General features: G+C 38.6%; 22 protein-coding genes. 7 read left to right on the forward strand and 15 right to left on the reverse strand.

Annotated elements, in window-relative coordinates:
- Nucleotides 1-2 precede the first annotated feature (2 nt).
- Nucleotides 3-794, reverse strand: coding sequence for a carbon-nitrogen family hydrolase (locus LKI_RS03320; RefSeq protein ID WP_013102736.1), 792 nt, complete (start codon nt 792-794; stop codon nt 3-5).
- A gap of 103 nt (nt 795-897) precedes the next feature.
- The gene (gene menB, locus LKI_RS03325) at nt 898-1,731 is read right to left on the reverse strand and encodes a 1,4-dihydroxy-2-naphthoyl-CoA synthase (RefSeq protein WP_013102737.1); all 834 of its coding nucleotides are present in this window, start codon (nt 1,729-1,731) and stop codon (nt 898-900) included.
- Nucleotides 1,732-1,767: 36 nt separating this feature from the next.
- On the opposite strand from menB, the gene LKI_RS03330 reads away from it, so the two are divergent.
- Nucleotides 1,768-2,139, forward strand: a complete 372-nt coding sequence (locus tag LKI_RS03330) for a PaaI family thioesterase (RefSeq protein WP_013102738.1) — start codon at nt 1,768-1,770, stop codon at nt 2,137-2,139.
- An 8-nt stretch (nt 2,140-2,147) separates the two neighbouring features.
- Here the strand turns inward: LKI_RS03330 and asp3 are convergent, their stop codons facing one another.
- The 13 genes from asp3 to LKI_RS03395 all read right to left on the reverse strand — a co-directional run bounded on the left by asp3 (nt 2,148) and on the right by LKI_RS03395 (nt 14,280).
- The gene (gene asp3 / locus LKI_RS03335; RefSeq protein WP_013102739.1) at nt 2,148-3,191 is read right to left on the reverse strand and encodes an accessory Sec system protein Asp3; all 1,044 of its coding nucleotides are present in this window, start codon (nt 3,189-3,191) and stop codon (nt 2,148-2,150) included.
- 6 nt (nt 3,192-3,197) lie between these two features.
- Nucleotides 3,198-4,730 carry an accessory Sec system protein Asp2 gene (gene asp2 / locus LKI_RS03340; RefSeq protein WP_013102740.1) on the reverse strand — a complete coding sequence of 511 codons (1,533 nt, stop codon included), beginning with the start codon at nt 4,728-4,730 and terminating at the stop codon, nt 3,198-3,200.
- 94 nt (nt 4,731-4,824) lie between these two features.
- A complete protein-coding gene (gene asp1 / locus LKI_RS03345; protein WP_013102741.1) occupies nt 4,825-6,303 on the reverse strand; it encodes an accessory Sec system protein Asp1 in 1,479 nt (492 codons plus the stop codon).
- A gap of 407 nt (nt 6,304-6,710) precedes the next feature.
- Nucleotides 6,711-7,286 (reverse strand): xanthine phosphoribosyltransferase, encoded by a 576-nt coding sequence (locus LKI_RS03350; protein ID WP_013102742.1) that lies wholly within the window; start codon nt 7,284-7,286, stop codon nt 6,711-6,713.
- 55 nt (nt 7,287-7,341) lie between these two features.
- The gene (locus tag LKI_RS03355; protein ID WP_013102743.1) at nt 7,342-8,265 is read right to left on the reverse strand and encodes a magnesium transporter CorA family protein; all 924 of its coding nucleotides are present in this window, start codon (nt 8,263-8,265) and stop codon (nt 7,342-7,344) included.
- Nucleotides 8,249-8,707 carry a GNAT family N-acetyltransferase gene (locus LKI_RS03360; RefSeq protein ID WP_013102744.1) on the reverse strand — a complete coding sequence of 153 codons (459 nt, stop codon included), beginning with the start codon at nt 8,705-8,707 and terminating at the stop codon, nt 8,249-8,251. Before LKI_RS03360 ends, LKI_RS03355 begins: the two co-directional genes overlap by 17 nt.
- Nucleotides 8,676-9,281: a signal peptidase I gene (gene lepB, locus LKI_RS03365; protein ID WP_013102745.1), complete on the reverse strand. Its 606-nt coding sequence runs from the start codon at nt 9,279-9,281 to the stop codon at nt 8,676-8,678. Before lepB ends, LKI_RS03360 begins: the two co-directional genes overlap by 32 nt.
- Before the next feature lie 67 nt (nt 9,282-9,348).
- On the reverse strand, nt 9,349-11,013 hold the full coding sequence (locus LKI_RS03370) for a glycerophosphodiester phosphodiesterase family protein (RefSeq protein WP_013102746.1): 1,665 nt from the start codon (nt 11,011-11,013) through the stop codon (nt 9,349-9,351).
- Nucleotides 11,014-11,144: 131 nt separating this feature from the next.
- On the reverse strand, nt 11,145-11,984 hold the full coding sequence (locus LKI_RS03375) for a YidC/Oxa1 family membrane protein insertase (protein WP_013102747.1): 840 nt from the start codon (nt 11,982-11,984) through the stop codon (nt 11,145-11,147).
- Nucleotides 11,984-12,331: a ribonuclease P protein component gene (gene rnpA / locus LKI_RS03380; RefSeq protein WP_013102748.1), complete on the reverse strand. Its 348-nt coding sequence runs from the start codon at nt 12,329-12,331 to the stop codon at nt 11,984-11,986. The genes LKI_RS03375 and rnpA overlap by 1 nt, the downstream gene beginning before the upstream one ends.
- A 146-nt stretch (nt 12,332-12,477) precedes the next feature.
- Nucleotides 12,478-12,612, reverse strand: a complete 135-nt coding sequence (rpmH, locus tag LKI_RS03385) for a 50S ribosomal protein L34 (RefSeq protein WP_002816117.1) — start codon at nt 12,610-12,612, stop codon at nt 12,478-12,480.
- Nucleotides 12,613-12,956: 344 nt separating this feature from the next.
- Nucleotides 12,957-13,673 carry a YebC/PmpR family DNA-binding transcriptional regulator gene (locus LKI_RS03390; protein WP_013102750.1) on the reverse strand — a complete coding sequence of 239 codons (717 nt, stop codon included), beginning with the start codon at nt 13,671-13,673 and terminating at the stop codon, nt 12,957-12,959.
- Nucleotides 13,674-13,746: 73 nt separating this feature from the next.
- The gene (locus LKI_RS03395; RefSeq protein WP_013102751.1) at nt 13,747-14,280 is read right to left on the reverse strand and encodes an rRNA large subunit pseudouridine synthase E; all 534 of its coding nucleotides are present in this window, start codon (nt 14,278-14,280) and stop codon (nt 13,747-13,749) included.
- Between the two features lie 491 nt (nt 14,281-14,771).
- Here LKI_RS03395 and dnaA point away from each other — a divergent pair, with 491 nt between their 5' ends.
- The 6 genes from dnaA (at nt 14,772) to gyrA (ending at nt 23,804) form a co-directional block, all read left to right on the forward strand.
- Entirely contained in the window at nt 14,772-16,118 is a 1,347-nt protein-coding gene (dnaA, locus tag LKI_RS03400) for a chromosomal replication initiator protein DnaA (protein ID WP_013102752.1), read from the forward strand.
- 188 nt (nt 16,119-16,306) lie between these two features.
- Nucleotides 16,307-17,440 carry a DNA polymerase III subunit beta gene (gene dnaN / locus LKI_RS03405; protein WP_013102753.1) on the forward strand — a complete coding sequence of 378 codons (1,134 nt, stop codon included), beginning with the start codon at nt 16,307-16,309 and terminating at the stop codon, nt 17,438-17,440.
- A gap of 140 nt (nt 17,441-17,580) precedes the next feature.
- Nucleotides 17,581-18,042 carry a S4 domain-containing protein YaaA gene (yaaA, locus tag LKI_RS03410; RefSeq protein ID WP_013102754.1) on the forward strand — a complete coding sequence of 154 codons (462 nt, stop codon included), beginning with the start codon at nt 17,581-17,583 and terminating at the stop codon, nt 18,040-18,042.
- On the forward strand, nt 18,024-19,142 hold the full coding sequence (gene recF / locus LKI_RS03415) for a DNA replication/repair protein RecF (protein ID WP_013102755.1): 1,119 nt from the start codon (nt 18,024-18,026) through the stop codon (nt 19,140-19,142). Before yaaA ends, recF begins: the two co-directional genes overlap by 19 nt.
- A 37-nt stretch (nt 19,143-19,179) precedes the next feature.
- Entirely contained in the window at nt 19,180-21,189 is a 2,010-nt protein-coding gene (gyrB, locus tag LKI_RS03420; protein WP_013102756.1) for a DNA topoisomerase (ATP-hydrolyzing) subunit B, read from the forward strand.
- Between the two features lie 65 nt (nt 21,190-21,254).
- Complete coding sequence (gyrA, locus tag LKI_RS03425) at nt 21,255-23,804, forward strand: DNA gyrase subunit A (protein WP_013102757.1); 2,550 nt, start codon at nt 21,255-21,257, stop codon at nt 23,802-23,804.
- Nucleotides 23,805-23,820 lie beyond the last annotated feature (16 nt).

The raw sequence follows: 23,820 nt of genomic DNA on the forward strand, positions 1-23,820 counted from the left end.
TCCTAATAATATAATGTTGGTCTGCGATCTGAAAAAACAGGTATTTGACCACGAACAGCCTGTTCATCATCAGTATCTATTTCAGTAACAAGCAATGTTGGTTCACTATCGCTGGCTTGTTTGATAATTTTACCTAATGGATCAATCACGAGTGACCGACCGCCAAAAACATTATCATCGTCATATCCAACACGATTTGCTGCCACAACAAACGCCTGATTTTCAATGGCACGTGCTTGAAGTAAAGTTTGCCACTGCGCAATTCTTTGTTCTGGCCATTCTGCGGTAACAAATAACAGTTCTTGTGGCCCTTTTGCCATCATCGTTCGGACCCACTCTGGAAATCGAATATCATAACAGATGACCCCAGCAGAAGGTACCCCATCTAAATTAAAAACATTGCTATGATTGCCAGCAGCAATATATTTTTCTTCATTCATTAGTCCAAAAAGATGTACTTTATCATATTCAGAAACTTTTTGCCCATATCGATCAAAAACAAACATCGTGTTATAAAATTGGTGATCTCGTTGTGTTGCAACAGATCCCCCAACAATATTCATATGATGCCGTTTTGCTAACTGGCTTAGTAATGCTTGACTTTCATCCCCATGCTGATCAGCTAACCTATCCAGTTCTGTTAAGGCGTACCCAGTTTGCCACATTTCTGGATATAACAACACATCAACACCCATTTGTCCTGCTTTTTGCGCATAATCAATGATTGTCTGCTGATTTGCTTGTGGGTTTCCTAAGAATATATCCACTTGTGCAATACCAATTTTAAGTTTCATAACCAATCCTCTTATGTATTATTGTGCATTTTATTATATATTTTGTCAAATTTATATCATTTTTAACTCATTATTTATAATAAAAAAACACCTATCTGGTGTTTTAAGGGAATTTTGGAAATTGGTCAAAGTCCGGTTCACGTTTTTCTTTAAATGAATCTCGTCCTTCTTTGGCTTCGTCTGTCGTGTAATACATCATCGTGGCATCCCCAGCAAATTGTTGCAAACCTGCTAGACCATCTGTATCAGCGTTCATCGCTGCTTTAATAAATCTCAATGCCGTGGGTGATTTCGTTAGTAATTCATCTGCCCATTCAATTGTTGCCGCTTCAACTTCTGCCAAAGGAACCACCTTGTTAATCCAGTTCATTTGGTAAGCTTCTTCGGCTGTATAAAAATGATTCAAAAACCACACTTCTTTAGCACGTTTATGACCAATAACACGTGCCAAATAGCCTGAGCCATATCCTGCGTCAAAAGAGCCAACCATTGGGCCCGTTTGTCCAAATTTAGCGTTATCTGCCGCCACAGTCAAATCAGCTACCAACTGTAAGACATTACCACCACCAACAGACCAGCCTTTAACCATGGCAATAATTGGTTTGGGGATAATACGCATGAGACGTTGTAAATCTAGGACATTCAATCTTGGAATGCCATCAGACCCAACATAGCCACCATTACCCCGAACTTTTTGATTACCACCAGATGAAAAGGCTTGGTCACCCGCGCCAGTCATAATAATCACACCGATTGTTGCGTCATCGCGAGCAATCGTAAAGGCATCAATCATTTCGGAAACCATTCCTGGTGTAAAAGCATTATGCGTAGCGATATCATTCATCGTAATTTTAGCGATTTTACCAATATTTTGGCCATCTGCATTTGTTTCAAATAATATTTCGTCGTATGTTTTAACGGCGTTCCAAGTTGTCATGTGTTATACTCCATTCAGAAAGGGGATTTTGTTCCTATGAATATTATAGAACTTTTGGGGTTAAAAACCACCTTATTGTCATCAGAAAAAACAATTGTTGAAGTGGCAGTCAGTCAAAAACTGATGCAACCATTTGGTATTGTACATGGCGGTATTAATGCTTTGTTAGCTGAAACAGCCGCTTCATTAGGCGCAAACGAGGTCCTGACGGACAACTTAGTTCCTGTAGGCGTTGATATTCAAACACACCATTTAAAACCTGTTACTCAGGGCGTGTTGGTCGCAACTGCAACACCAATTAGCATTGGACATACCTTACAAGTCTGGTCGGTTATGATCCACGAGCAAAACACAAACACGTTAACAAGCACGAGTACTGTGACACTCAAAAATCATCTTTTAAAATGAATAACACGCTACTGCGTGTTATTTTTATTTTTTGTAAAAAAAGAAGAAATCGCACTTTTCTTAGGATGTGCCGCATCATATTCTTGCTGCCGGCGTACCTCTTCTGGCGTCGGTGTATCATAAGTCAACATGCCAAGTCTTTCATATTTAGGGTGCGGGATAGTAATCGGCACTTGATAGTTTGGCACAATAGGGTCCCCAAGATACCGTACATTGTCAACGGTCCGGGTCACTTTCAATGATGGCTCTGGTTCAAGATTAACATCATCACTAATCACAGCCTGACTCCCCTTAAACTGACTTTGATAGTATAAAGCGGCATAGCTCGATATTGGACCATACCCTACAAATTCAATTTGCCGTGCATGTGCTTGTTTGCGCGTTAATTTAACAGATGCGACTAACACGTCCTCATGGTGACGATAATAACCAGCATTCACTTCACTACTGGCAATGTATTGTACAGCTTGTTGGGTTTCTTTTATCCACTCAGACATGTAATCAATCGTACCTGATTCTGGTTCGGAAAACACAACCCGCAAGGTCTTTGCAGTTATTTTTGCTGGCATCTCAACCGCAGTATATAGTTTGGGCGCTATTTCTGTATCATTATCTCGCAAAATCCCTGCCTTTTTTTGTCGAATTACAAAATCATGAAAGACAAACTGACCATTACCCGCTGACACCAAATCAATGGTGTAAAAAGCATAATCTTCTGGCACGGTGACTGTTATTTTATCAGTATTTTGACTGTTCGTTTCTAAACTTTGGTACTGATCGTCAAAGAATGTCACTATTAAATAAGCAAACATACGTTCACTAGCATCAATACGCCTTTCAATAACATAAGTTTCTCCACGCAGTAACTGTGGGAGGTCAGATATACGTTTTTCACCTTGATACAGATGTCTAGAGTGCCAGGTTGCAATCACTTGTCCGCTGGGTAAAAAATAATGTTCATAAGTAACGTGATCTAACGCTTGAAAATCGACAGTTGCACCTTGTAGTTGGCGTAATTGTGTTTGTGGCGTCCAATATATTTTGTACTGCATAGTCAGTTATTCAACTCCTTTTCCTCGCCGCGTATGATCTTTCAAATACATTAATTGTGTCATCATAAATGTGATCATTTCAGGAAACTTTGCCATATGCGTTCCAACTTCTTGAACATGAGTCAGCGGTGTATGTTGTGCTGAAAAAAAATCTAATAATTGGGGTAAACTCTGGCCATCATACTCATCTTGCGTTAACGTCATTAATGAAACTGATATTTTTTGCCAATCGATTTGGCTAATATGATGCCAAAAAATTTGATTTAATCCATTCGTATCGTCTGGATGCATTCGTCCAGCCAAAAAGCGTCGGACATCCAACGTCCAATCTTGATTCACCGCTTGCGGAAAATCAATGTTTTCCGTTAATGTCCCAATATTAACAATCGGTTTAGCTAAGACGACGGCTTGCGGTTTAATATCTGCAGCATAGTACATGGCTGGAAAACTACCCATTCCGTATCCTGTTAAAATGACATCTTTAGGTTCTAAATGCAACGTTTTCATTGTTTTCCGAATCGTTTCAATAATTGTCTTTTCGTACGTTTCAGTCCCTATATGAAAAGCTCCACCCTGCATTCTGACATCTGAGAAAAGTAAATAAGGTGATTCTAATGTATTCATCGACTCTCGCATGTCAAATCCGTCAGCATGTGCGTGCATGCTAGAAAAATTAACAACCAATGGTGATTGACGATTCCCCGGATTAAAATAACTCAACACTTCTTCATGTTCATCTGTCAACTGCCAATCGTCGCCAGGCAATAATAAGCCCAAACCGTGTCGTGAGCGTCGTTGGTGTAAAACATGTAAATCTAATGTTCCTTGACCGCTGGCAAAGACTAAAATTTGGTAATTTTGATAATTATCTAACCCACCAACTGCCGTTAATTCACGTAAGGCATCCCCAGAAATAGCTTGCCTTTTTTGAACATGACCATCTCGATAATACACAAATTCCAATTTAACAGCGACTGTATTGGTTTGTGTATAATCGAGCCAAACTAAATTTTCAACAGTTGGTGCTAGATCACCAATAGACGTGTTGAGTGTACCGATTTGCTGCCACGCTTTCCCAAAATCACCAATAAATTGTGCTGAAAATCGCCCTTCTCGCTTAAAATGTATCCCTACCGGTGGCATAGGTATAAATTGCTGTTCACTAAATCTTGTTGCAAACCCAATTTGTTCAAAATGCAAATCATTTTGCAAATAACCTACGATTGCCTCCGGTGTTTTTTCGGATACCATGAAAGCCTGACGCTCATCTAATACAGTTTGAAAGTCAGGCGTCACTTGATTTGCAAAATAAATCGTTCGCCGCGCAGGCCAGTGATTTATTTGGCTCGATAGTAATGTGCTCGTCAGTATATCGTCTGTCAGTACAACATAGGTTTGTTCTAAAACATAGGGGTCTTTTTGATAGGCTAACCGAGTCGGTAGATCCAAAATAGTGGTGTATTGCCAGTTAATATTTGGCGCATGAATATGTGATGTCCAATCTTTGGCACCAATTTGAAGCACTGAAATATCTGTCATTTCTAATTTCCTCGACATGAGCCCTTCTCATGTTATGTATTAGGGAATAAGCGATCATTATTTAACCCTAACTGTTACATTATCAAGCCTTGACTTATATGTTTCTCTGCTTGATTTTGTTAAAAATTTGTTGCCATTTAATCCACACCATGTCATCATTATACTCAGCTGCAATGTCATGACTTGATTCCTTAACAACCGATGCCCAATGCGTGTCATTAACATAAAAATTCAGAGCATCTCTTAATTCTGAACTTTCAGTGATTAATTTACCATTTCGGTTAGGTTGTAAGTAATCGGTCTGTATGCGATTAATTTGCGGCACAGCGTTTGCAATTGCCTGTGTTTGTAAATATTGATCAGGTGTCTCCCCTAAGTCTAATAACACACGACTATTTGCCATGTACTGCATTTTTTGCGCTTCATTTTGGGGTGCTATAAATTGAAAACGTGTTGTGTACGCTAACTGACTATTTATATTTACGATACCATGAGCGTTTGCTGCTGTTTTACTAGCCGCTTTAATCATGTCATCAAATGGCTCATGTGACTGCGTCGTTTCAATTAATACTAAGACATTTGGATAATCAGCTAATAAGGCGCTAACTACCTCGAAATCAGTCACCGATATGTGGTGTGCAAACCAGTAAATTGTCGCAATTGGTTGCGCTGAGACATTGTTTGGCCGTTCCGTTACGATGTAAGGCGGTATAATTGCGAGATCTGCCTGATTTTCAGATTGTGCACCTATCTTTTCACATTGCTCTGGCGTATCTGCAACTGAAAAGTCAATAGTCCCAGTACTTTGCAATATGTCTCGTTTTTTAAGCTGGCTATCTGTACGCTCAGTTTGATAACTTAAAATAATCGGTTGTTTTGGCGTCACTTTATGAATCAAAAATGTTGTCATTTGACTCTGTGAAACTATCAAATTATCGGTTTGTGGTACTGCTTTTAAGTGATGCGCTAGGCCCGCTGCAACGAGATCAGACATATTAGTAAACGTTGTTTGTGGCGTCCATGTTTGCTGGGTCGTCACAACACCGGAAACACAGTCTTCTTGTACAGCTACGCTACCGCTCGGTGTGAGATAATCACGTCTTATAGGCTCATTGTCGTCATTAAACGTCGTCACACACGAAATAAAACCTCGGTCGTCAATGACTAATTGTTGACGACGAACATCATCTGTCAACAAATCAACACGGTCAAAACGCATGAGCGGTGACTGCTGTAACCACACAATTGCAAAATGTGTATTTTTTACCCACACATCAATACGGTCATTCATACGAATAAACCGTGCCCCAGCTGGCCATGAAAAATCTGACAACGCAACTGGCTTTTCATCTTTTAAAGTAATACGTTGAAAAAGATCATAAACCGACCAAGTCACAGCTGATTCTATTCTTTTTTGAGACAATATTTCACGTAATTGGGGCAAGTAGTCTACTAAAATTAATTCAACCTGTTGGCCTTTTGATAAGAATAGTTGTGCTTGATGAACAGCATCATTAAATTCTGGTAATGTCATACTGTACGCGTGCCAATCTGGCATGATATGTAAATTCATATATTACCTCTTAATTCTTTCATACGATTTATATTTTTAACTATTTAACTTTTAGACTAGAAATAGTCATCATCTACTATTTTCCATAACTGCTGATATTATTATACCAATTCTGCGCATAAGTTTTTATGATGCCTGGCTTTGACTTACACGCTAGATTATAAGCTGATCGTTCAAAAGACCGCACTATACTACCTATCAATGTTTTAATCATGTTAAATTGTTATCTCTGAAGATAACAAAAAACCAGTCTATACAAACTACGTATGATAATTTTTTCGACATTTTAGGTTGTCAAAACTATCAGGCGCAATTCAAACATCCTAACTGGTTTTTGTGGTAGCGATGATTTATATGATCAGCCTTTTGATCACTTCGCCTATAACAATGTTTCACGTGAAACATTGTTATGATGACATAAACTCAATTTTTTCTGAATTAAGCGATTTTATGCGTGCCAAACTCTCGACTTGTAGACCACGTTCATTTAATATTTGACGACCTTTTTGAAAGGATTTTTCAATGACAATCCCGACAGCCACAACATGCGCATGTGCCTGTTGTGCAATGGTCAATAGTCCCTCAACAGCCTGTCCATTAGCCAAAAAGTCATCAATTAATAAAACTTGTTCATCTGCTTTTAAAAAACGTTGGTCAATCATCATATGGTTTGTGACTTGTTTAGTAAAAGAATACACATCTGCTGACCATACACCATTAGGTAACGTTAACGATTTATTTTTTCTAGCAAATACCACCGGAACATGTAATGCTAAACCGGCAAAAACTGCCGGTGCAATACCGGATGATTCAACTGTCAAGATTTTATCGATTTGCTTATCAGCAAATAACTGTGCAAATTCGTCACCAATAGCAAGCATCAGTTCCGGATCAATTTGATGGTTCAAAAAAGTATCAACTTTTAATATGTCGGTTCCTAACACGCGACCATCCCGACGAATACGTTCTTCCAATAATTTCATAGTACTACCTTTCGCGTACTGCGTATAAAAAGACGAATTATCTCAACTATTAACGCTATTTTCTAAAGAACCCACTCAATGCTAATATTAAGCTGACTAACGCCATCAAAATAAGCGTGATGACCAACGTTATCCACCAGCCATCTTGTGTTGCAGCATAAGGTAGCCATTTCACGTTCTCCCCATAGAACCCACTGACAATCGTGGGCACTGTCAAAACAATAGAATAGACGGTTAACACTTTCATTGTCCAGTTTAGATCCCGATTACTTAAATTACCATAGGCATCTGACACCGAATTAATAACTGCCATTGCGAGATCTGCCATATGCTCAGCCTGACCAACTTCAACACGTACATCATCAATGTGCTCAATTTCAAAATGTGCAATTTTAGATTTAAAATCTTGCTTAAACGCATTGAGCATGACTTGATTATTAGCAAGTGAATTTTGAATATAAATCATTTGCGTTTGAAGACGTAGTAAATCATTCATTTGTTTAGTCGTACGTTTATGATGGCCTAATTGTGATTGAATCACACGCCGTTTACGATTAATTTCGGTGACTTGATCAACATAGCGTGTCATCAACGAATATAAACCCGTCATTATAAAATCAATCGCACTTATCTCACTATCATCCCCACGCCTTTGACGGTTTTTAGGATCTAATATCACAGCTTGTACATAATCCGTTACTGAATGCGAAAATGTATATAAATCACCATGAGCAAATAAAATACCAATGGGTCGCGTTTCCACAATATCGTCTCGGTATGATATAACATCAATGACCATTAAAGATTCATCAGCGGCATCATCATATTCCATGCGGACAGCCTCGTTATGATCAACCGCGTAACCCACAATTTCATTTGTGAGATGATGTTCATCGACTAATATCTGATTATCCTCTGTCGTTAGATTTGACACATGATACCATGTAAATTTTTTGAATTTTTTAACTGTTTCGATCATCTCTATATGTCACATTCCTTGGTTTTGATAAATTTGAGTGTGCAACAATGCTAAACCCTTCACGTTCATAAAATCGTTGGGCATTTTTGTTATCTGTCACAACTTTTAGTTCGAGCGGTTGTTGCGCTGTTTCCCGTGCCCAATTCAATAACACCGCACCAATTCCTTGGTTGTGTTTGCCCTCTTTGATAAATAATAAATGTAAAAAGCTATCCCATTCCGATAAAGATGCAAAACCAACGATTTCAGTATCAAGCATCGCAATTTCAACTTTTTCTCCTAAAATAGCTAAGCCAAAATCAGTCAATTTAGGTTGTTTGACCCAAGGAAAATAATTCACACGATCATCCAAATAAATGCGTGACAATTCATCCGAATCGTTTGGCTGCATGGCACGTAGTTTCAAAAATTTATTTTGCAAAATAGTTGTTTGATTGCTCATTGATATGCTCTTTTAATTTTTTATTTGACTGCCATATGGGTACATATGCTTTACCTAATACATGCTTTTTTTCAATAAAACCAAACATCCGACTATCATTTGATACCACACGATTATCACCTAATACAAAATATGAATTTTTTGGCACAATGGCTTTATTCCGATCTTTTTTTTGCCAGATATTTCGTGATGATAGCGTTTTTAAAGTCCAATCTCCCCACGTTCCAGCTGTTTGTTGAGACACATTAATATAGTTTTGGTTGATCTTCTTATTATTAACATATACATCTGAACCCCGATGCATTATTTGATCACCTGCAACACCAATCACACGCTTAACATATGCATAATGTTGTGAGTTAAGTCGCGGATCTTCATCTGTTGCATCAAAAATAATAACATCCCCACGTCTGATCGCTCCTTGTTTGTTTTCAATAATGATTTGCTTATTTTCTAAATTTGGGCTCATTGATTGCCCATCAACTGTCACTAGGGTGAACCAAAACGTCCGAATAAAAACAGCGATAATCAGTCCAACCATTATTGGTAATATCCAACTTTTGATGACATTCATAGCATGACCTCGGATATATTAAAATTCATTATAACAGTTTTTTATCTGATATGACAAAGCTCACCATTTAACGATTTGTTTTTTGTAACATCACAATATGCCATACAGCATTTGCGTACTGGGGATGTTGAGATAACTTATTCAGTAAGGCACGTGTCTCTTTTGGATAATCTGTAATATAACCTGTTACGCCCAATGCATAAGCGCTACTAATATCTGCTTTGCTGTTTAGTGTCCAAACGTACAATTTTTTATCAATTTTAATGACTCGACGGACAATATTAGCATTAGCGTTAGAGTACTCTATGGCATAAAATGCATTAAAGGGTGTACGATTGACACTGTTAACAACTGGCGACAGTAGTCCAACCGGTCTGTTCGTGTATTTGGCCAATCTTTTAATGGCATTTTGATTCATTGACTGCAACTGCGCATGATTTTGAGTCAGATAATCGCCATACTTCTTTTGAAAATCTTTTAGTTCTGCGGTCGTAATCGTCGTATTTATTTTTAATTCAATTAATAGTTTTTGATGTAGTGAATTAGCATGTTTGATATATGATTTGAATGACGTGGGTGTGATAATACGACCATTTTCTTCATAGCGTATCTTTTTTAAATCATGCCAAGATGTTTCATCAATCTTATAGTTCTTACCGCCTTTTGATTTAATGCGACTATCATGACTTAAAACGTAAACACCATCTTTTGTTTTTTGAATATCAATTTCAACATAATCAGGTTTTTTTTCAGCAACCTTACCCAAGGTCAACAGTGTGTTGGCAGCATCTTTTTCAGAAGACACGCCTTTATGGGCAATCACAAGATAGCTCTTAATGGGTGGATTGATCATTTTACCTGAAGTCCAGCTACTACAGAACCCAACAAAAATAGCAACAAGCGCTAAACTCATTGGCCAATAAAAGGTTATTCGCTGCTTATTATTCTGATTTTTAGCCACAAATAGTAAACAAATACGACTCGTTGCAAAATAAAAATAACCAATAGTAATGGCAATTAGGTTATTAGCAACGTATCTTTTCAGTGATGTTTGTAAAAAATAATCAGCTACCAATTGCAGTAGAAAAGCACTACCCATAACCAAAATAGTTAAACCAATAATTTGACCAACATATCGGGAAAATTGGCCATATTGACCCCGTGTCTGCTGCCAACTATGTTGGATATTGCTTTTCAAATGTTGTTGCGTTGTTATTGCAAAATAAGGTAAAAATCGTAGCCGATATGCTAGTAATAGTAAGCTAATGTTGACTAAAGCAAATCCGATCCCAATAATAGGCTGACCGATGGGATCAATAAACGTTTTTGGCACTGTGAAATAATAAGCAATTGGAAATTTAAACCCTATCTGGTTAAGCGGAATGACGAATAGTACCATAATGAAGATTGCTAAATGAATCTGTGGTGATTTTATGGCCTTTGAATAATTTTTTTTACTCACTATTCCCCATGACAACAGCATCACGGTACTGACGAGTAAAACCAGCATACCCCAGACCACTAGGTAGCCAACAAGCGTCGTTCCGTATGCCACCCAATTTTGTTGGAAATAGGCAATGAGCTTCCCCAAACTTCCTGTCGCAATGTGGTAAGCACTGGGCTGATTAGATTGAATGATGTCAATTAATCTTGAAGACACGTCGTTAAATATAAACAATGCCAAAATCAATCCTAATAAAATTTTGTACCCACTAACCTGACGTTTAACCATCTCAAGACCTCCAATTTTAAGTCAACTTACATACTCTAAGGATAACATTTTATCCTGTTTTTTAACCCATTTGGTGAACTAAAGCAACAAAAAAACCGTATACCTTTGATAAGATACACAGTCTGCTGTCATTAACGTTTGTTGCTACGCTTAGCTTTTTTAATTTTACGTTGCAAATCACGCTCTTTTTGCGCTTTTAATTCTCGTTGTCGACGAAGTTTAAAGGGATTTTGCAAGGCAAATGTTTGAATTGTTTGAAATAAGTTTCCAACCACCCAATATAATGATAAGGCACTTGGCACGGCCATCGCGGAAAAGAAAATAACGACTGGGAAAATATAAGGCATAGCCTTCGTCATCGCATTTTGTTCAGGTGTTGCTTGTGTTGATAGCCATGATGATGCAAATGTAAAGAGCGCAGCTAATATGGGCAACACATAATATGGATCGTTGTTTCCTAGTTGCAGCCACAAGAACTTACCTGATTTTAATACAGGTGAGTTATAAATTGACTGATATAAGGCAATCAATACTGGCATTTGGACAATTAAAGGTAACATAGAAGCAAAAGGATTGACCCCTGCATCCTTATATAGTGCTTGTTGTTCAGCCATCATCAATTGACGACTTTCAGTGTCTTTACCAGGATACTTCGCTTGTAATGCTTTAAGCGCTGGTTGCACAATTTGCATTTTCATCATAGATTGAATCTGATAAACCATTAACGGTAAAATCAAAAAACGAATCAAGATTGTAAAAACAATAATACCCACACCATAGTTATTACCAAACCAGCCGGAGGCTCCTAAGATAGCTGAAGTAAAGGCTGCAACAACCGCACTCCAGAAACTATGCGAGGCAACGTGCCCCTGAAAAGTTAAACTGGCAATGATAATAATCACTAAGGCAACAACAGCCAAAATGAGTGGCAACGGTCCAATTTTTTTCAAAATATTTATAAAACGTTTCATTAGTTTTCTACTTTCAGAATATGAGCTAATTTAAGGACGTGAATCATTTGTTCTTTAATAAATTTTTGGCTTTGTTTAGCCACAGCCGGTCTAGCAATCACTAAGACATCAATTTCTTGAGGTATCTGTGGCTTTAATTCAAGCATACTCTGTCGAATACGACGCTTAACCCAAACACGGTCATGCGCCTTCCCAATTTTCTTGCTAACAGAAATACCTAACCGGAAATGCTTTTGCTCTGGTTTATCAAGTTGGTAAATAATAAAATATTTATTAGCAACCGATCGATGTTTGTTAAAGACAATCTGAAATTCGGTTGGTTTTTTAATTCGAAAAGTTTTTCTCATTAGAATCAGTCTCTCTTGAGGATATGTAGGTGTCATTGACCGTGGCATCCTATCGTCACAACAATCAACATCCTATTGATATACATCGCGCACCGTATGCAGCTCTTTTTGTGAAATAAAAAAGCCACTGCATAGCAGCGACCTTGTTAGGCTGATAGAACCTTACGGCCCTTTGCACGACGGCGAGCCAAAACTTTACGACCGTTGCTCGTGCTCATACGCTTACGGAATCCGTGTACGCGTTCACGATGGCGTTTCTTTGGTTGGTATGTACGCTTCATGTGTGTTCACCTCCATTCGCGATTTTTACCTGCAAAAACTTTGCAATTCGATTTTAATCATAACATGAATCAACTACGTAAGCAAGAAAATTCACCTAGTTTTATGTCTAAAAATGTTTTTAGTAAATGCAATACTAACATTGTACCCTTTATTATGATGAAGGACAATAGTCTATATCTAATTAATACCTATCAAAATGCGCCACATTATGCTTTTATTTTTTTCAAATTAACATTCTTAGAATCTCCGAAAACTGCCCCTAACGATTTATCTTCTTTATAATTTATCGCAAACAGAAATAGGTGAACGTCTAAGTTTAGACGTTCACCTATTTTTTGATCAATTACAATGCCACATTATGATGAACTGTTTGCACATCTTCATCTGATTCAAGCGCATCAATCAATTTTTCAAAAGTTGTTAAATCTTCCCCTTCAAGCGTCGTTTCTGCTTGTGGTAACATTGAAATTTCTGTTGTTGAAAACGCTGACACACCACTTTGGCGAAGCGCATCAATAGCTTTGTGTAATGCGCTTGGTTCCGTATAAACAACAATTTGATCATCTTGTTGTTCGGCATCACGAACATCCACATCTGCATCTAACAATGTTTCCAAAACAGCATCTGCATCATGACCTTCAAACACAATGACACCTGTTTCATCAAACAAATAACTCACTGAGCCGGCTGCACCATACGTGCCACCATTTTTGTTAAACGCTGTACGGACATTTGTTGCCGTGCGATTCACATTTGATGTCAAAGTGTCAACGATAACAAGTGAGCCATTAGGTCCAAATCCTTCATATCTACCTTCGATAAATGTTTCATCACCAGACCCACTCACCTTTTCAAGCGCGCGTTCAATGACATGTTTTGGTACCTGTGCTTGTTTGGCACGATCAATAACAAACTTCAATGTGGAATTGGCTTCTGGATCAATGCTCCCGCCTTGTTTAGCAGCAACATAAATTTCAATACCATATTTACTGTTAACTTTAGCAGCAGCACCGTCAGTCTGCGCCTTCTTCATTTTAATGTTTTCCCATTTACGTCCCATGCGTGCACCTCATTTATATTTATATCTTTTATCATTATAACGGTTTCCCATTATTTTGCACCAGAAATTAGGGTCATTTTACAACACGGTACTGACCAGGCTTTAGATCAGCAATGTGGTAATCACCAATATGCGTGCGGATCAAGCGTAATGTCGGGACTCCCACGGCCGCTGTCATACGACGAACTTGACGGTTGCGCCCCTCTTTAATTTTAATTTGTAAAAAGCTGGTTGGCTTGTTTTGACGCACACGAATAGGCTTTTCTCTTTCCCACAACCATTTTGGATACGGTATGCGCTTCACCTTAGCAGGCAACGTCATGCCATCCTTTAACTCGACACCCGTTTCAAGTGTTTTTATTTGTGCCTTAGTTGGTACACCCTCAACTTGGACAATGTATGTTTTATATGCTTTGTTCTCAGGATCTGTTAACGCATGGTTTAATTGGCCGTTATCTGTCAATAGTAGCAAACCTTCACTATCCATATCCAGACGACCAGCGGCATAGACACGTGGTATATCAATAAAATCAGCTAGTGTTGCTCGACCTTGATCATCCGTGAATTTTGTTAAAACATTATAGGGTTTGTTAAATAGTACAATCATATGTTTAAGTATAACAAATAAATCTCACAAAAATAGAAGAAATAGTGAAGTTCTTAACCTTTTCTTTAATATTCACAAACTTATTCAAAATAGCCCACAAGCCTGTGTATTAACTGCATTTCTAAAAACATTAAACACAAGGGTGTTCACAAGTTATCCACATATCCACAAGTTGTTATTGATAAACTGTGGATAATGTTTATAACGAACCTCAAATATTGTCCTTACCTACTTTCACATGTGTACAAACTTGTTGTTTTGTGGATAACTCGCACATTTGTTCGTTCTTTTGTCCACAAACTGTTAATTCTTTTGTCCACAACTGTTGATATTATCTAAAATTATCATTATCCTGTGGAAAACTCTTTTTCTTACTGTTATAATAATCTTTGCTACTTCTTCTTGAGATAGAAAAGTTGATCGGCTAGTGACGTCATTTTATCTAAATCTGTCGTTATTTTTAGACTTGCCGAATAATAGGAGAGATTTCCGTGACAAAACCCATAACACAAGAAGAATTATGGAATCAGGTAAAGGCTAAATTCTATCAAGAAATTGGTCCTGTTTCTTTTGACACTTATATTGAACCACTTATACCCGTTACATTAACCGATTCGAGCATTATCCTAGAAGTTCCAATTGATGAAAGTACAAATATCATTGATAAATGGAATAAATCTTATGCTATGAGCTTTGTCCAATATGCTATGGAAATTGCAGAAGGTTTTATCAAACCTGAACTTCGCGTAGCCGATGCATTACCCAAATCAACTGCAATACAAACAGAAACCCTCACTTTTACACGTGAATCTGATTTAAATGAAGCTTTCACGTTTGATAAATTTGTCGTTGGGACAGGTAACGAAAATGCTTACGCAATTGCACGAGCAGTTGCCGAAGATCCAGGTAAAGTCTACAATCCTTACTTAATTTATGGTGGTGTTGGACTTGGGAAAACGCATCTGATGCAGGCCATTGGTAACGCTTATTCCAAAACAACGCCCTCGGCTCGCATTAAGTACGCCACGGCTGAAGATTTTTTAAATGATTTTACGGAGTCATTACGTGCTGGAGAAGGGGCTACGGCCGCATTTAAAAAAGAGTACCGCACAGTTGATCTGCTACTCATTGATGATATTCAATTCTGGTCTGGTAAAGAAAAGGTACAAGAGGAGTTTTTCAATACCTTTAATGTACTAACTAAGACCGGCAAACAAATTATCATGACATCGGATAAATTGCCCACTGAAATTGTTGATTTGCAATCACGCCTGACATCACGTTTCGAAGCAGGGATTTCAATGGATATTCAAAAGCCTGATTTACCAACCCGTGTTGCTATCCTTAAAAACTTGGCTGAAACCGACAATCTTGATATTCCTAATGATGTACTTGAATTAATTGCTGATAAAATTGATTCAAATATACGCACGCTAGAAGGCACTTTTCATCGTTTTGAAGCGATGCTGCGTTACCGAAATAAACCTGCAACCAAAGAAACTGCCCAAAAAATACTGGGTGATTTAAATATTAACCAAGGGTTCAAAGTGACTGTGGACCGCATTCAACAAGTTGTCGCAGATTATTACATGCAAACAATCGATGATCTTAAAAGTACAAGCCGCAAAAAAGACCTGGTTACTGCACGCCATGTTGCTATGTATCTCACACGCACATTAACCAATGAGAGCTTACCTGACATTGGTCGTTCATTTGGCGGTCGAGACCATTCCTCGGTACTACATGCAACCAACAAGATCACAGAAAAGGCTGAATCAGATCCGCGTACAAAAGAAATGCTGTTGGCATTGACAGACGAGATCAAAAACGGCAAATAATATACTGTGGAAAACAAGTTAAAAGTTCGTCAGTTTTCCCACAGCATTGTCAACAAGTTCATTTTAATAGCCGCTTATAAACAAGCAGTTATCCCCAACTTAAACACCCCTTATTATTACTATTAAATCTTTTATTTATATTTATTAAAAAGCTGCTACGCAAATTGCTAACACAAAGGAGCATAATTATGCAATTCTCAATTAATCGTCAAGCTTTCATAAAAATTTTAAATGATGTCTCACGCGCGATTTCATCGCGCACAACAATTCCAATTTTAACTAACGTGAAAATTGTGCTAAATGATGAAGAACTTGTATTAACTGGTTCAAATAGTGATATTTCAATCGAATCCCGTATTGACCAATCAGATACCAGCGCACAATTAGTTATAAAAGAAACAGGTGGCATTACGTTACCAGCAACTTTCTTTTCAAATATTGTTAAGAATTTACCTGCTGATCATATGACACTTGCAGTAGATGGTGTACGCGCACACATCACTTCTGGTGCTTCAGACTTTACAATTAATGGGCAAGATGTACGTAACTATCCACAACTGCCAGAAATGACAGATGTTCAAACATTAAGTGTTTCAGCTGCACAATTAGTTGATATTATTTCACAAACAAAAATTTCTGCTTCAACACAAGAAAGTCGACCAATTCTGACAGGAATCCATTTAGCGCTTAATGGTAATGACGTGAAGGCTGTGACAACTGATTCACATCGTTTGTCACAACGGATTGTCACGTTGACTGGAACAGAAACAACCGTTAATGCAGATGTTATTATTCCAGCTAAATCATTTAATGAATTACAAAGCTTGTTAGAAGGGCAGGATCGTGTTGATATTAAGTTAGCTGCGAACCAAGCTGTATTTGATTTAGGGCACACAACATTTTATTCACGACTATTAGAAGGAAACTATCCGGAGACTGATCGTTTAATTCCAACAGAGAGCACAACACAATTGACGATTGAAGCTAGCACGTTGCTTGGGGCAATTAATCGTGCGAGTTTGTTAAGTCATGAAAGTCGAAATAATGTGGTTCAACTCACACTGGCGGACGGTGTTGTGACATTAACGGGTACTTCTCAAGAGGTTGGTCGTGTTCAGGAAGAGTTGGCGACGACATCAGTCGAAGGTGAAAACCTAGAAATTTCTTTCAATCCTGATTACGTTCGTGATGCCTTACGTGTATTTAGTGGCAAACCTGTTGATGTTAAGTTTACAAGCAACTTGCGACCATTTACATTGACACCTGCTGGTGAGACAGATGACAAACAGCTTCAATTGATTACGCCTGTTCGAACGTTTTGAGGGTTCACAGCCCTTTTAAATATAGTTATTAATAATTAAACATTTATCCCTAAAACAGCCTAAAATCGCTTAAAAACGATTTTAGGCTGTTTTTTTAGGAAATAGCTATCAAAAAATGGTATAATACAGAGGTAACTAATATGACGAAAAATATAAAAATCACAACTGAATATATCACACTCACACAATTACTCAAAGAAGAGAATATTATCTCATCCGGTGGTCAAGCCAAGTACTATTTAATGGATTTTCCAGTACTGTTAAATGGTGAATCAGAAAATCGTCGCGGTAAAAAATTGTACCATCACGATGAAATTATAGTCGACGGCGAAACTTACATCATTGACTTAGCAGAAAATGCTGATGAGCTTATCGCGGCAGCGCAAGAAGAAAAAGAAGCGCGTGCTGTTGCTGCCAAAAAGACGGTTCGTGATGACCGTATTAAGGCACAAAAAGCTGCAGTTGCAAAGGAACGTAAGGAAGCCCGTTTTGCTGAATTACGTAAAAAGAATGGTACGCGATCAGGCGGATTTGGTAGACCAAATCAAGGAGGTCGTAGTAAAGGACCAAAGGGACCAGGTTCTTGGAACTCACATCGTTAAAACTAGTTAATTATCGTAACTATGCTGATCTAAAGCTAGACTTTAGTGATGGGGTGAATGTGTTTTTAGGTGAAAATGCGCAAGGTAAGACGAATTTATTGGAAAGTATTTACGTCCTAGCTTTGACGCGTTCTCATCGAACAAGTAGTGATAAAGAATTAATTCGTTGGCACGAAAAAGAGGCAACCATTAGCGGGCGTGTTAAGAAGAATATTAGTGAAACACCACTATCTTTACATTTTTCAAATAAGGGTAAGCGAGCACGTGTGAACCATTTAGAACAATCTAAATTATCACAGTATATTGGTCAACTTAATGTCATTTTATTTGCACCAGAGGACTTAGAATTAGTTAAGGGTGCGCCTAGTGTCCGTCGCCGATTTATTGATATGGAATTTGGTCAGATGAATCCGTTGTATTTATATAATACAACGCAGTATCGTCGTATACTGAAAGAACGTAATGCGTACTTAAAACGATTACAAATGAAACAAACAACGGATACCGTGTTTTTAGATGTTTTGACTGAACAATTGGTTGATGTTGGTGCGCAAGTTATTTTGGCGCGCCAAGCGTTCACAGAAAGATTGCAGGCCGCTGCACAGCCTATTCACGCTGAAATCGCTAACCAGCTTGAACAATTAACCTTGATTTATCAAACCAGTGTTGATTTTGAATCAGGGGATGAGTTAGCGACGGTTAAATTGGCATTTGAACAAGCGTTAAAGAAACAACAGGCGAGGGAAATTATGCAGGGATCAACGTTAGTGGGCCCGCATCGAGATGACCTACAGTTTATTGTTAACGATAATGATGTGGCGATTTTTGGATCACAAGGTCAACAGCGTACCACAGCATTGGCAGTAAAACTCGCTGAAATTGATCTCATGCAGCAAGAAACTGGAGAATATCCAATCTTGTTACTTGATGATGTGTTAAGTGAACTTGATGCTAATCGACAAACACATTTGTTACTAGCTATTCAAGATAAGGTACAAACATTCATAACGTCACCAACTTTAAGTGATGTTGCACGTCAACTCATCCACACACCGAAAATTTTTCACGTGCAACAAGGTAATATTACGTTAGAAAAGTAAGGCTGACTATAACCAGCAGGTACATAAAGGATTTAATATGTCTGAAGAAATTAATAACGAAATAGAAAATATTGATGGTATTGTCACTGACGATGAAGAAATTCGTCATGCTAGCACAGTCGAAGCGCAAGCTGGTGACTACAATGCTGATCAAATTCAAGTTTTAGAGGGCTTAGAGGCTGTACGTAAGCGTCCAGGAATGTATATTGGCACAACTACAGCACAAGGGTTGCATCACTTAGTATGGGAAATTGTTGATAATGGTATTGATGAAGCTTTGGCTGGTTTTGCCTCACATATTACTGTAACAATTGAAAAAGATAATTCAATTACAGTGACGGATGATGGTCGTGGTATTCCTGTTGACATTCAAACAAAAACTGGGAAACCAGCACTTGAAACTGTCTTCACAGTGCTACATGCTGGTGGTAAATTTGGCGGTGGCGGTTATAAGGTTTCTGGTGGCTTACACGGTGTGGGTGCCTCAGTCGTTAACGCGCTATCAACGAACTTAGATGTTAAAGTTGTCCGTGATGGGCAAGTGTATTATATGGACTTCAAAATCGGTCGTGTTAATACGCGCATGGTTAAATTGGACGAGAAGCCAACCATTGATCGTGGCACAATTGTTCACTTTAATCCAGATGCTGATATATTCCGTGAAACCACAACTTTTAACTACAATACATTATTAACGCGAGTTCGTGAGCTTGCCTTTTTAAACAAGGGTCTACGTATTTCAATTACAGACAACCGCTTGGAAACACCTGTCGTGGAAAGCTTCCACTTTGAGGGTGGTATTAAAGAGTATGTTGAATACCTAAATGCTGAAAAAACAGTTATTTTCCCTGAACCGGTCTATGTTGAAGGTGAGGAAAATGGTATTGTTGTCGAAGCTGCATTGCAATATACGACAGACATTAAAGATAGTTTACGCACGTTTACTAACAACATTAACACCTACGAAGGTGGTACGCATGAGACGGGGTTTAAGACTGCTTTGACACGTGTTATTAATGATTATGCACGCAAAAATGGTCAGTTGAAGGATAATGCTGAGAGTTTGACAGGGGAAGACGTTCGTGAGGGCATGACAGCTATCGTGTCCATCAAACATCCGGATCCACAATTTGAAGGGCAGACTAAAACAAAGTTAGGTAACTCGGATGCGCGTCAAGCTACTGATCGGATGTTTTCAGAGACGTTTAGTCGCTTTATGATGGAAAATCCAGTGGTCGCTAAGCAAATAGTTGAAAAAGGTATTTTAGCGCAAAAGGCACGTCTAGCTGCTAAACGTGCACGTGAAATGACACGTAAACAGTCTGGGTTAGAGATTGGTAATTTGCCTGGAAAGTTGGCTGATAATACGTCAAACGATCCGGCACTATCAGAATTGTTTATTGTTGAGGGTGATTCGGCCGGTGGCTCTGCTAAACAAGGACGAAACCGAGTGACACAAGCAATCCTGCCAATTCGTGGTAAAATTTTGAACGTTGAAAAAGCAACTTTAGATAAGGTGTTAGCTAACGAAGAGATCAGATCACTGTTTACTGCCATGGGAACAGGTTTTGGTGATGATTTTAACGTTGAAAAAGCCAATTATCACAAAGTGATTATTATGACCGATGCCGATGTCGATGGTGCGCATATTCGAACATTATTATTGACATTGTTTTACCGTTATATGCGACCACTTGTGGACGCGGGATATATTTATATTGCGCAACCACCATTGTATGGCGTTGCACTTGGTAATTCAAAAACACGTGAATACTTGGACACTGACGAAGAATTAGAGACCTATTTAGCGCAGTTACCTTCAAATATTAAGCCAAAAGTGCAACGCTATAAGGGATTAGGTGAAATGGATTTTGATCAGCTCGCCGATACAACAATGGATCCATTAAATCGTCGTTTATTAAGAGTAGATCCAACAGATGCAGAAGCAGCTGATAGTATTTTTGATATGTTAATGGGTGATGATGTTGCACCGCGTCGAGAATTCATTGAAGAAAATGCCGTGTTCGTAGAAAACTTAGATATTTAAATCAGTAGTTATAAATAACCAAACGATCACTCATCATTTCAAAATAACGTTATAGGGAGTAAAAAATGTCTGAACAAAACGACTCGCGCATTCATAATGCGAACCTGTCAGAACAAATGAAAACATCATTCTTGTCGTACGCGATGTCAGTTATTGTAGCGCGTGCTTTACCTGATGTTCGTGATGGCATGAAGCCTGTTCATCGTCGTATTTTGTATTCAATGATTGAGCAAGGAAATACACCAGATAAGCCACATAAAAAATCAGCGCGTATTGTTGGTGATGTGATGGGTAAGTACCATCCTCATGGTGATTCAGCAATTTATGAGTCAATGGTTCGCATGGCACAACCGTTTTCATATCGACATATGCTTGTTGATGGGCATGGAAACTTTGGATCAGTCGATGGGGATAGCGCAGCCGCTATGCGTTATACTGAAGCGCGTTTGTCTAAAGTTGCCATGGAAATGGTACGTGATTTAAACAAAGATACTGTTAATTTTATACCCAACTATGATGGCGAAGAACGCGAACCAGAAGTGCTACCAGCGCGTTTTCCTAACCTATTAGTGAATGGTGCGACTGGTATTGCTGTTGGTATGGCAACTAACATTCCAACACATAACTTAGGAGAAGTCATTTCTGCGCTTCATGTGTTAATGAATAATCCAGAAGCCACCACGCTTGACTTGATGGAAGCACTTCCTGGGCCTGATTTTCCAACAGGTGGTATTGTTATGGGGAAATCAGGTATTCGCCGTGCTTATGAAACCGGTCGTGGTCGTGTTACAGTTCGCGCTAAGGTTGACATTGAGCAAACTAAAACTGGCAAAGAACAAATCATTGTGACCGAGTTACCTTATGCTGTTAACAAAGCGCGTTTGATTGAGCGTATTTCAGAGCTTGCGCGAGATAAGCGAATTGAAGGTATTACAGGCATTCGTGATGAATCAGATCGTGACGGGTTGCGCGTGTCGATTGATGTTCGTCGTGACGCTTCAGCTAGTGTTATTTTAAACAATTTATACAAGGAAACATTGCTGCAAACTAATTTTAGTTTCAATATGCTGGCTATTAATGGTGGCAAGCCACAAACAATGAGCCTCAAAGAGATTTTAGTGGCCTATTTAAGCCATCAGCGTGAAGTTATTCGTCGCCGTACAGCATTTGATTTGCAGAAAGCGCAAGCACGGGCACATATCTTAGAAGGCTTGCGAATTGCTCTTGATCATATTGATGCCATTATTGGCATTATTCGGTCATCAGCAACGTCAGAAGAGGCCAAAACACGACTAATTGATGGCTATTCACTTTCTGATAAACAAGCACAAGCCATTCTAGACATGCGTTTAGTTCGTCTAACTGGCTTGGAACGCGACAAAATTGAGGATGAGTATCAAAAGTTAGTTGCTTTGATTGCTGATTTAAAAGATATTTTGGCGCATGAAGAACGTGTTGACCAAATTATTTACGATGAACTATTAGAAATTCAAACCAAATTTGGTGATGCGCGTCGGACAGAACTACAAGTTGGCGATGTGACAAACTTGGAAGATGAAGATTTAATTGAAGAAGAAGATGTTATTGTTACCTTAACGCGCAACGGCTATATTAAACGTGTACCGCAAGCTGAATTTAAAGCACAAAATCGTGGTGGACGTGGCGTACAAGGCATGAATGTTAATGATGAAGACTTTGTGGATCAAATGGTTGCCACGTCAACACATGATACATTATTGTTCTTTACGAATAAAGGTAAAGTTTACCGCATGAAGGGATACGAAGTACCTGAATATGGCCGTCAGGCTAAAGGTATTCCAGTCGTTAACTTACTCAAATTTGAAGGTGATGAAAAAATTCAAACGGTGATTAATGTTCGTGGTGAAGCTGGTGAAAGCAAAGATTATCTATTCTTTGTGACACGATTAGGTGTTGTCAAGCGAACTGCTGTGAACGAATTCTCAAATATCCGTACAAATGGTTTGAGAGCCTTAACATTGCGTGATGATGACGAGGTACTATCTGTTCAAATTACAGATGGCACACAGAGCATTTTAATTGCAACCAAAGATGGTTATTCAGTCAGATTCACTGAAGATGATGTGCGTATCATGGGTCGTTCCGCAGCAGGTGTCCGTGGTATTCGATTGCGTGATGGGGATGTTGTTGTTGGGTCAGATGTTGTGAATCCCAATGATAATGTATTAGTGATTACAGAAAAAGGCTATGGGAAGCAAACGCCAGTAAGTGAGTATCCAATTAAGGGTCGTGGTGGTAAAGGAATCAAAACAGTTAATATCACTGAAAAGAACGGTGCGTTAGCTGGCATGACAATTATTCATGGGGATGAAGACATTATGGTGACAACCACACAAGGTGTGATGATTCGTTTCACTGCTTCATCGGTCAGTCAAACTGGACGAGCAACTTTGGGTGTCCGGTTAATTCGCCTAGAAGACGGCGCTAAAGTTGCTACACTAGCAAAAGTAGACCATGAGGAAGTTGTGGTGTCTGCTGAAACAAGTCAAAATGTTTCACGTGAAACACCATTAGACGGCAAACAGATTGAACAAGTGGCTGAGCTATTAGATCGTGCCAATTCTGATGAAAATTAAGATGTAACATGATTTA

The organism is Leuconostoc kimchii IMSNU 11154, from assembly GCF_000092505.1.
In the GTDB taxonomy this organism is placed as follows: Bacteria; Bacillota; Bacilli; order Lactobacillales; family Lactobacillaceae; genus Leuconostoc; species Leuconostoc kimchii.

What these genes read in the sequence shown, in the direction of transcription:
- LKI_RS03320 (WP_013102736.1), bottom strand. Translation starts at nt 794, where the DNA reads ATGAAACTTAAAATTGGTATTGCACAAGTGGATATATTCTTAGGAAAC.
- menB (WP_013102737.1), bottom strand. Translation starts at nt 1,731, where the DNA reads ATGACAACTTGGAACGCCGTTAAAACATACGACGAAATATTATTTGAA.
- LKI_RS03330 (WP_013102738.1), top strand. Translation starts at nt 1,768, where the DNA reads ATGAATATTATAGAACTTTTGGGGTTAAAAACCACCTTATTGTCATCA.
- asp3 (WP_013102739.1), bottom strand. Translation starts at nt 3,191, where the DNA reads ATGCAGTACAAAATATATTGGACGCCACAAACACAATTACGCCAACTA.
- asp2 (WP_013102740.1), bottom strand. Translation starts at nt 4,730, where the DNA reads ATGACAGATATTTCAGTGCTTCAAATTGGTGCCAAAGATTGGACATCA.
- asp1 (WP_013102741.1), bottom strand. Translation starts at nt 6,303, where the DNA reads ATGAATTTACATATCATGCCAGATTGGCACGCGTACAGTATGACATTA.
- LKI_RS03350 (WP_013102742.1), bottom strand. Translation starts at nt 7,286, where the DNA reads ATGAAATTATTGGAAGAACGTATTCGTCGGGATGGTCGCGTGTTAGGA.
- LKI_RS03355 (WP_013102743.1), bottom strand. Translation starts at nt 8,265, where the DNA reads ATGATCGAAACAGTTAAAAAATTCAAAAAATTTACATGGTATCATGTG.
- LKI_RS03360 (WP_013102744.1), bottom strand. Translation starts at nt 8,707, where the DNA reads ATGAGCAATCAAACAACTATTTTGCAAAATAAATTTTTGAAACTACGT.
- lepB (WP_013102745.1), bottom strand. Translation starts at nt 9,281, where the DNA reads ATGAATGTCATCAAAAGTTGGATATTACCAATAATGGTTGGACTGATT.
- LKI_RS03370 (WP_013102746.1), bottom strand. Translation starts at nt 11,013, where the DNA reads ATGGTTAAACGTCAGGTTAGTGGGTACAAAATTTTATTAGGATTGATT.
- LKI_RS03375 (WP_013102747.1), bottom strand. Translation starts at nt 11,984, where the DNA reads ATGAAACGTTTTATAAATATTTTGAAAAAAATTGGACCGTTGCCACTC.
- rnpA (WP_013102748.1), bottom strand. Translation starts at nt 12,331, where the DNA reads ATGAGAAAAACTTTTCGAATTAAAAAACCAACCGAATTTCAGATTGTC.
- rpmH (WP_002816117.1), bottom strand. Translation starts at nt 12,612, where the DNA reads ATGAAGCGTACATACCAACCAAAGAAACGCCATCGTGAACGCGTACAC.
- LKI_RS03390 (WP_013102750.1), bottom strand. Translation starts at nt 13,673, where the DNA reads ATGGGACGTAAATGGGAAAACATTAAAATGAAGAAGGCGCAGACTGAC.
- LKI_RS03395 (WP_013102751.1), bottom strand. Translation starts at nt 14,280, where the DNA reads ATGATTGTACTATTTAACAAACCCTATAATGTTTTAACAAAATTCACG.
- dnaN (WP_013102753.1), top strand. Translation starts at nt 16,307, where the DNA reads ATGCAATTCTCAATTAATCGTCAAGCTTTCATAAAAATTTTAAATGAT.
- yaaA (WP_013102754.1), top strand. Translation starts at nt 17,581, where the DNA reads ATGACGAAAAATATAAAAATCACAACTGAATATATCACACTCACACAA.
- gyrB (WP_013102756.1), top strand. Translation starts at nt 19,180, where the DNA reads ATGTCTGAAGAAATTAATAACGAAATAGAAAATATTGATGGTATTGTC.
- gyrA (WP_013102757.1), top strand. Translation starts at nt 21,255, where the DNA reads ATGTCTGAACAAAACGACTCGCGCATTCATAATGCGAACCTGTCAGAA.